This is a genomic window from Lentibacillus kapialis (assembly GCF_014646635.1).
Taxonomy (GTDB): domain Bacteria; phylum Bacillota; class Bacilli; order Bacillales; family Amphibacillaceae; genus Lentibacillus; species Lentibacillus kapialis.
In genome coordinates this window covers 1-6,682 of sequence record NZ_BMNQ01000091.1, presented here as the reverse complement: position 1 = coordinate 6,682, position 6,682 = coordinate 1, and the positions used below count along the sequence as shown (strand labels likewise).

General features: G+C 42.2%; 6 protein-coding genes. 4 read left to right on the top strand and 2 right to left on the bottom strand.

Annotated elements, in window-relative coordinates; all coding sequences use genetic code 11:
* Positions 1 to 313: 313 nt before the first annotated feature.
* Together IEW67_RS17220 and IEW67_RS17215 are read right to left on the bottom strand one after the other, a co-directional pair.
* The gene (locus IEW67_RS17220) at positions 314 to 994 is read right to left on the bottom strand and encodes a DUF4956 domain-containing protein (RefSeq protein ID WP_188634314.1); all 681 of its coding nucleotides are present in this window, start codon (positions 992 to 994) and stop codon (positions 314 to 316) included.
* A 3-nt stretch (positions 995 to 997) separates the two neighbouring features.
* On the bottom strand, positions 998 to 1,756 hold the full coding sequence (locus IEW67_RS17215; RefSeq protein ID WP_188634313.1) for a polyphosphate polymerase domain-containing protein: 759 nt from the start codon (positions 1,754 to 1,756) through the stop codon (positions 998 to 1,000).
* Positions 1,757 to 2,021: 265 nt separating this feature from the next.
* Between IEW67_RS17215 and IEW67_RS17210 the strand changes: the two genes are divergently transcribed.
* From IEW67_RS17210 to IEW67_RS17195, 4 genes are all read left to right on the top strand, one after another.
* A complete protein-coding gene (locus IEW67_RS17210) occupies positions 2,022 to 2,744 on the top strand; it encodes a GntR family transcriptional regulator (RefSeq protein ID WP_188634312.1) in 723 nt (240 codons plus the stop codon).
* A gap of 303 nt (positions 2,745 to 3,047) precedes the next feature.
* The gene (gene ald, locus IEW67_RS17205; RefSeq protein WP_188634311.1) at positions 3,048 to 4,181 is read left to right on the top strand and encodes an alanine dehydrogenase; all 1,134 of its coding nucleotides are present in this window, start codon (positions 3,048 to 3,050) and stop codon (positions 4,179 to 4,181) included.
* Positions 4,182 to 4,213: 32 nt separating this feature from the next.
* On the top strand, positions 4,214 to 5,569 hold the full coding sequence (locus IEW67_RS17200) for an aminotransferase (RefSeq protein ID WP_188634310.1): 1,356 nt from the start codon (positions 4,214 to 4,216) through the stop codon (positions 5,567 to 5,569).
* Positions 5,570 to 5,614: 45 nt separating this feature from the next.
* Positions 5,615 to 6,556 (top strand): selenium metabolism-associated LysR family transcriptional regulator, encoded by a 942-nt coding sequence (locus IEW67_RS17195; protein WP_188634309.1) that lies wholly within the window; start codon positions 5,615 to 5,617, stop codon positions 6,554 to 6,556.
* Positions 6,557 to 6,682 lie beyond the last annotated feature (126 nt).

Genomic DNA, 6,682 nt, shown 5'->3' with positions numbered 1-6,682 from the left:
CAGCTTCCAATGCTGTGTTAGCCGATTTTAGGCAGGCTCAAGAAAAATTTAAAAATGCGTTTCCTTCAACGGGATACGTATGTCCTTTTTCAGCTCCAAATATGGAATAAACTGTATTTTATAGGGCTCTTATCAAAATGAAAAGGAAATTTACAAAGAGGATTGATAAAAAAGCTCCTGAATTTTAATTTTGACCTTCATTAGTTGCAGAATGTGTTTCTATGAATAATTCAGGAGGAGGGCTAAGTATGGTCTGTATCAACGCTTCGAAAACATAGGAAGGGGCAGCTCATGCCGTCCTTCCTGTATTCTATTATTCATTATTTTCCATATAAGTGATTGATACTTTTAAGTTGGCATTTTCTTCGCGGATTCGATCTAATAAATCTTTGTCATTCGTGGTATTTTTACTTCGAATAGCATACGTGTATAAAATCATGGTTCCAAGGTTAGTGGTTTCAATCTGCCGTAATGAATGGCTAATCGTATATTCACTAAACGCATCATTTAGCAAGTTCTCATGATTTAAGTTTTCCGGTACGGTCACTTTCAAAATCTGTGTATCTTTTCCTTTTCCATACTCGAATTTATAAAGCAAGTATAATACTAAACTGGCAAATAGTGTGAGTATGATGGCTAAATCAAATTGAAAAAGTCCGCTTGTCATGCCTGCACAAAGACCAAAAAATATATAGGCTATGTCTTTAACATTTGTAACAGCACTTCTGAACCTGATCAGCGAGAAGATGGCAAATAAGCCAAATGCAACACCGGCATTGTCACTGACAACATTCATAACCACTGATACAAGGACACTCAAGATAACAATGGTATGTACAAATGATTGTGAGTAACGTTCACCTGTAAAGGTAATCATATACACCTTTGTAATGATCAGGCTTAAAACGGTTGCGACAACTAAAGCGAGTAACACCATATAAACACCGGGTGCATTCCCGGTTTGTGAACTAAATAATTCTTGAATAACATCCATTTTTTACTGTCCTCCTGTTAATATTAATTCCCTTCCAATTCCCGTCGGCAGTTTATGCCCTTGGAGTAATTCCATGCTCGTACAATATTTGGATGCACTGCGCTGTTCACATTGAAGAGCCTGCAAAATACGGGTTAGCCAGAGCGGGACACTGTCATTGATCTTGACTTCTAATACTACCAGGTTTTCATCAATAAAATTCTGCCCCGACGATCCGCTTTCCAGAAGCAAATCATCATTGCGGCAGCGTAAATTCAAATCAAACGTGATGCGCAACTCGGGATCATCAATACCATGAAGTGCGTGACGGTCATAACTGACAACCATTTCCGACCTTAACTTATATAAAGTCCGAAAACGGTCGATTTCACGGAGAACTTGCAGATTGGACGTGTTAAAGTTATTTAAATGTTGATCATCTTCCAAAAGGTAGCGGTATGCTTCTCGTAACGGCAGCGACATTCTGCGTTTATTAACAACCCGGTTATGCTTCTGTTTGACTTCAAAAAAACTTGTACCGTCGATATCAGTGTCATCATAGATACGCAGACGGAGTTTTTGCCGAAAGTCCAATTTATTTTTTGTTTCGAAATATATTGTGTGAGCATCACTATCAAAATATAAACTGCTGACCGTGTACCTCCCATCGGTTCCAAATCTATCAGGGCGCATATGCGGCCTAATGTGTTCCAATAGGAGCGTGTATTGGTCCACTGTAATCAGGTATTTTTGCTCTTTTCTTGTAAAGACCTCGATTGTCAATTTCTTCCCTCCCTTCTATTAATATCTTAAAGAGATTCAATGAGAAGTCTATAAGAATGGTATTAAAACTTCATGAGAATGTGTTAAATTTTGGCTGATAAACTTGAAGTTAAACATTCGTTGACCATCCGTTGACTTTTTACACAAAAATATATTTTGCAATTTTTTGTATTTAAAGGTATAGTTTCATTAAACGATAAATTGGTACGGATGACTGATATGTTCAGTGCATAAACCATCAAAAACATTTAGAGGGGACCAAAACGTGCAATTAGATCATGATAATGCCATTCCATTACATGTACAATTAAAGGCTATCCTTGAAAAACAAATAGCAGATGGCAAATTAAATGGACAAATTCCCACTGAGAGAGATTTTATGGAATATTACAATGTCAGCCGGAGCACCGTGCGCGAAGCAGTTAATCTGCTAGTCAGGGAAGGGATTTTGGAAAAACGGCACGGCAGCGGTACGTTTGTCTCAATCAAGCCCATCCACCAGTGGCTGGGTAATCTGACAAGTACCACGGAACTGATCAGACAGATGGGGATGAAGCCGGGAGCTAAGTTAATTGATGCCTATAAAATGACACCGGAAGCTTATATTCAGGAAAAAACTGACTTTAATGATGCTTTTTTCATTAAGCGGGTTCGTTATGCGGATGATATTCCGATTGGCGTTGAAAGTCACTATTATCCGCTTGATATCGGTGAGGCGATTGTCAAATATGATTTAAATGATACAACACTTTATGAAATTGAAGAAAATGAACTGGGGATATTGTTTGCAGAAGCTAGCCAGGTGATTGGTATTGACATTATACCTGATGAAGAAGCGTTGCATCTGAATATTCCGCGAATGTCTCATGTACTGGCTGCAGAACGGGTTATTAAAGATTATCAAGGCAGCACCGTTGAGTTTGAAAAGGCGTACTACCGCAGTGATATGTTTAATTTTCAAATAAACTTATCCCGCAAATTCGGGTGATTGTTTTTTTCGATTCCAAAGTCTTTCCGCCTCCCATTCAGTGTTCATTATGTTTTGTTATAAGCGTTATTACCAATCGAAATAACAGAATTGACAAAAAATATTGAATTCATGTGTGTGGTCTCATATACTGAATATAAACCAATTGAAATTGGTACGGACGTCCTTATGTATTTGTTTGGTTTAACATCAGAAGTATAAATGAAGGATGCCCCTATAAGAAAAACTTTGACCCCCGCCATAAGACGAGGTGAGGCTTGAGTTTTTCTAAGCAGCTGTTAAAACAGGATTGGAGGTATTCAGATGATTGTTGGTGTACCACGAGAAGTTAAAAACAAGGAGAAACGTGTGGCTTTGACGCCATCCGGTGTGACTATGTTCACTGATGCGGGTCATGATGTGCTCATTGAAAAGAATGCCGGAAATGGAAGCGGTTTCTATGATGCTGAATATGAAGCGGCAGGTGCTCAAATCGTTCGAACGGCGAGAGAGGCTTGGGAAGCTGAAATGGTTATGAAGGTGAAAGAACCGCAGCCGGAAGAATACGGTTTTCTTCGTGAGGGATTAATGCTGTTCACATTCCTTCACTTGGCTGCTGAGCCGGAATTAACGCGCCAGCTTGTCGAAAAGAAAGTAACTGCGATTGCATACGAAACGATCCAGGAAGACAGCGGTGCGCTTCCACTCCTGGCACCAATGAGTGAAATAGCCGGACGCATGTCAGTGCAAATCGGTGCCCAATACTTGGAGAATACTAAAGGCGGAAAAGGAATACTGCTTAGCGGTGTACCGGGAGTAAAACCGGCAAACATTGTCATTGTCGGCGGTGGGTCGGTCGGCACGAATGCCGCTAAGATGGCGCTTGGTTTCCGGGCTAATGTAACGATCATCGATATAAGTACGAAACGGCTGCGCGAGCTGGATGACATGTTTGATGGCAATGTCAACACATTGATGTCCAATCCGCTTAATATCGCTGAAGCAGTTAGTGATGCCGATTTACTAATTGGCGCTGTACTCATTCCGGGTGCTAAAGCGCCCCAGCTCGTTTCAGAAGACATGGTGAAAAAGATGGCCCCCGGTTCGGTCATAATTGATGTGGCAGTTGATCAGGGAGGTTCCATCGAAACAATCGATCATGTCACAACACATGATGAGCCGACGTATATCATGCATGATGTACTGCATTATGCAGTGGCTAACATACCGGGAGCGGTTGCACGAACATCCACTATGTCCTTGACAAATAACACGAGTCATTATGGCGTTTATTTGGCTAATAAGGGATTGGAAAAGGCCGCAAAAACAAATCCGGCTTTCGCAAAAGGGGTCAATACCTATGAAGGTGCTGTCACCAATCAGCCGGTAGCCGAAACGCATAATCTCGTTTATGAATCGCTCGAATCGCTATTACAAGGCAAGCCAGTATCATTATAATTTTAAATCATTCATGAAAAGGAGGAGGAAAAATGAAGACAGAAGTTGAAATGAATCAGGCGTCAACGGGGAATGAATCGCATTTATGGAATGCCATGCATAAGTACAATCCAGATGCAAAAGCGACGGTAGCTGTTTCCGGGGAGGGGTCATGGTTTATCGACGAGGAAGGTAATGACTATCTTGATGGCGTATCCGGGTTGTGGTGTCTGAATCTCGGGTACGGAAGACAGGAGGTTGTCGATGCGGCAGCTGAACAAATGAAGAAACTATCCTATTTCCCACTGACGATGAATCATCAGCCGGCGATTCAATTGGCCAATAAACTGAGTGAAATGCTCGGTGCTGAGTATCAGACGTTTTTCTCCAACAGCGGTTCCGAGGCGAACGAAACAGCATTCAAGATTGCCCGGCAGTATCATATGCAAACAGGCAATCCGGGAAAGTATAAATTTATTTCACGGTATCGCGCTTACCATGGATCGACGATGGGTGCTTTAAGTGCAACTGCGCAAGCTAACCGCCGGGTGAAATACGATCCAGCACCACCGGGATTTCTGCACGTTGCACCGCCATACAGCTATCGTTCTCTGTTTTCGGGCAGTGCGGAAGAAAAAGACTTACGTGCTGCCGATGAGATGGAGGAAATGATCAGGTGGGAAGGCGAGGAAACGGTAGCAGCAGTCATCATGGAGCCGTTCATATCCGGCGGAGGGGTGATTATCCCATCCATGAAATATATTCAGCGGGTTGCTGACATTTGTAAAAAGTATCATGTGCTGTTGATTATGGATGAAGTGGTGGCAGGATTTGGCCGGACCGGCAAGATGTTTGGTTTCAAACACGCAGCCGGGGTGCAGCCTGATATAGTCACGATGGCAAAAGGGCTGACGAGTGGCTACTTGCCGCTTGGAGCCACATCGGTCAAATCTGAAATCTATGAAGCTTTTAAACAGGAAGGAAAGGATAAACATCTGCGTCATGTATCAACTTACGGCGGTCACCCGGCGGCGTGTGCAGTAGCATTGAAAAATATTGACATCATTGAGAAGGAAAACGTTGTGGACCGGGTGAATAGCCTTGGCAATTCCAAACTGATAGAATTACATGATCTCATGAATCACAAAAATGTTGGGGAAGTGCGGCAGATCGGCTTTTTGCTGGGATTGGAGATGGTTGAGGATAAGGCCACAAAAGAACCGATATCAGAAGCTAGAATGAGTGAAATAGTCGGGGCGTGCAAACAAAACGGGCTTGTTATCGGCAAAAATGGTGATACCGTGCCGGGCGGCAACAATGTTCTGATTATTGCACCACCTCTTACCAGTACTGAGGAGGATCTGGATTTTATCATTGAGACAGTCAGTTCCGTCATTCACAGCATGTAAATTTTGACGGCGGTGGCAAATTCGCTTGATGGGAAGGTCATATACGTGAACTATGAACGCTTAAAAACCTTTATCGCTGTGGCTGAAAAGAACAGTTTTTCAGAAGCTGCCAAAATGTTATACGTAACACAGCCGACAATCACATCGCAAATTAAAGCGTTGGAGGAAGAGTTGAATACAAAGCTGTTTGAACGGACAACAAAAAAAGTCGAGATAACCCAATCAGCGAAAATTTTGCTGAAATATGCCAGGGAAATCGTACGGATGAATGATTCTGCCCGTAAAGAAATGACACAAATGGAAAGCAAGACGTACGGAGAATTAGGCATGGGGTGCAGCTTGACGATTGGCGAATATATTTTGCCGGAATTTCTCAAGGCGTTTAAAGAAGCTTATCCATTGATCCAAATACAGGTAAAAATCGCGAATTCCCATCAGGTAATCAGTGCTATCAAGGATCAATTCATTGATGTGGGACTGATTGAAACACCGGTAGAAGACAGCCAAATCAATCTGGAGCCATTTTTGGAAGACGAAATTGTGTTAATTGCTGCACCCGACTACTTTTCCGGGGATGATGTGCATATCAGCATGGAACAAGTCAGGCAATCGCCGTTGATTTTCAGGGAGGAGGGGTCGGGGACACGTTCTGTCGTTAATTATTATATGAAAAAAGCGGGACTGACAAATGACGATTTGCAGATTGTCATGGAATTGGGAAGTACTGAAGCCATTAAGGCAGTGGTTGAATCAGGTCTGGGTGTGTCGTTTATTTCAAAAAGTGCCATTAAAAAGGAACAGGAATTAGGATTGCTAAAGGCTTATTCCATTACAGATATGGCGTTGAAACGGCATTTTTACATCGCCAGTAGACAACATCACGTGCTGAAATTGTCAACTGAGCATTTTTTGGAAACATTGCAAGCGATTGCGACAAGAAAAGAAACATTTGTGGCTGAAGAACCAGCAGGTCAGCATAACTTTTAAGGAGGATTTCACATTATGGCTAAGCAAACAGAAGCAATGAAGCAGGCAGTCAATCAAAAACAGAAAATGACACCAAGCGAAGCGATCGTGGAGACACTTGTTGCGGAAAACATTAAGGAAGTATAC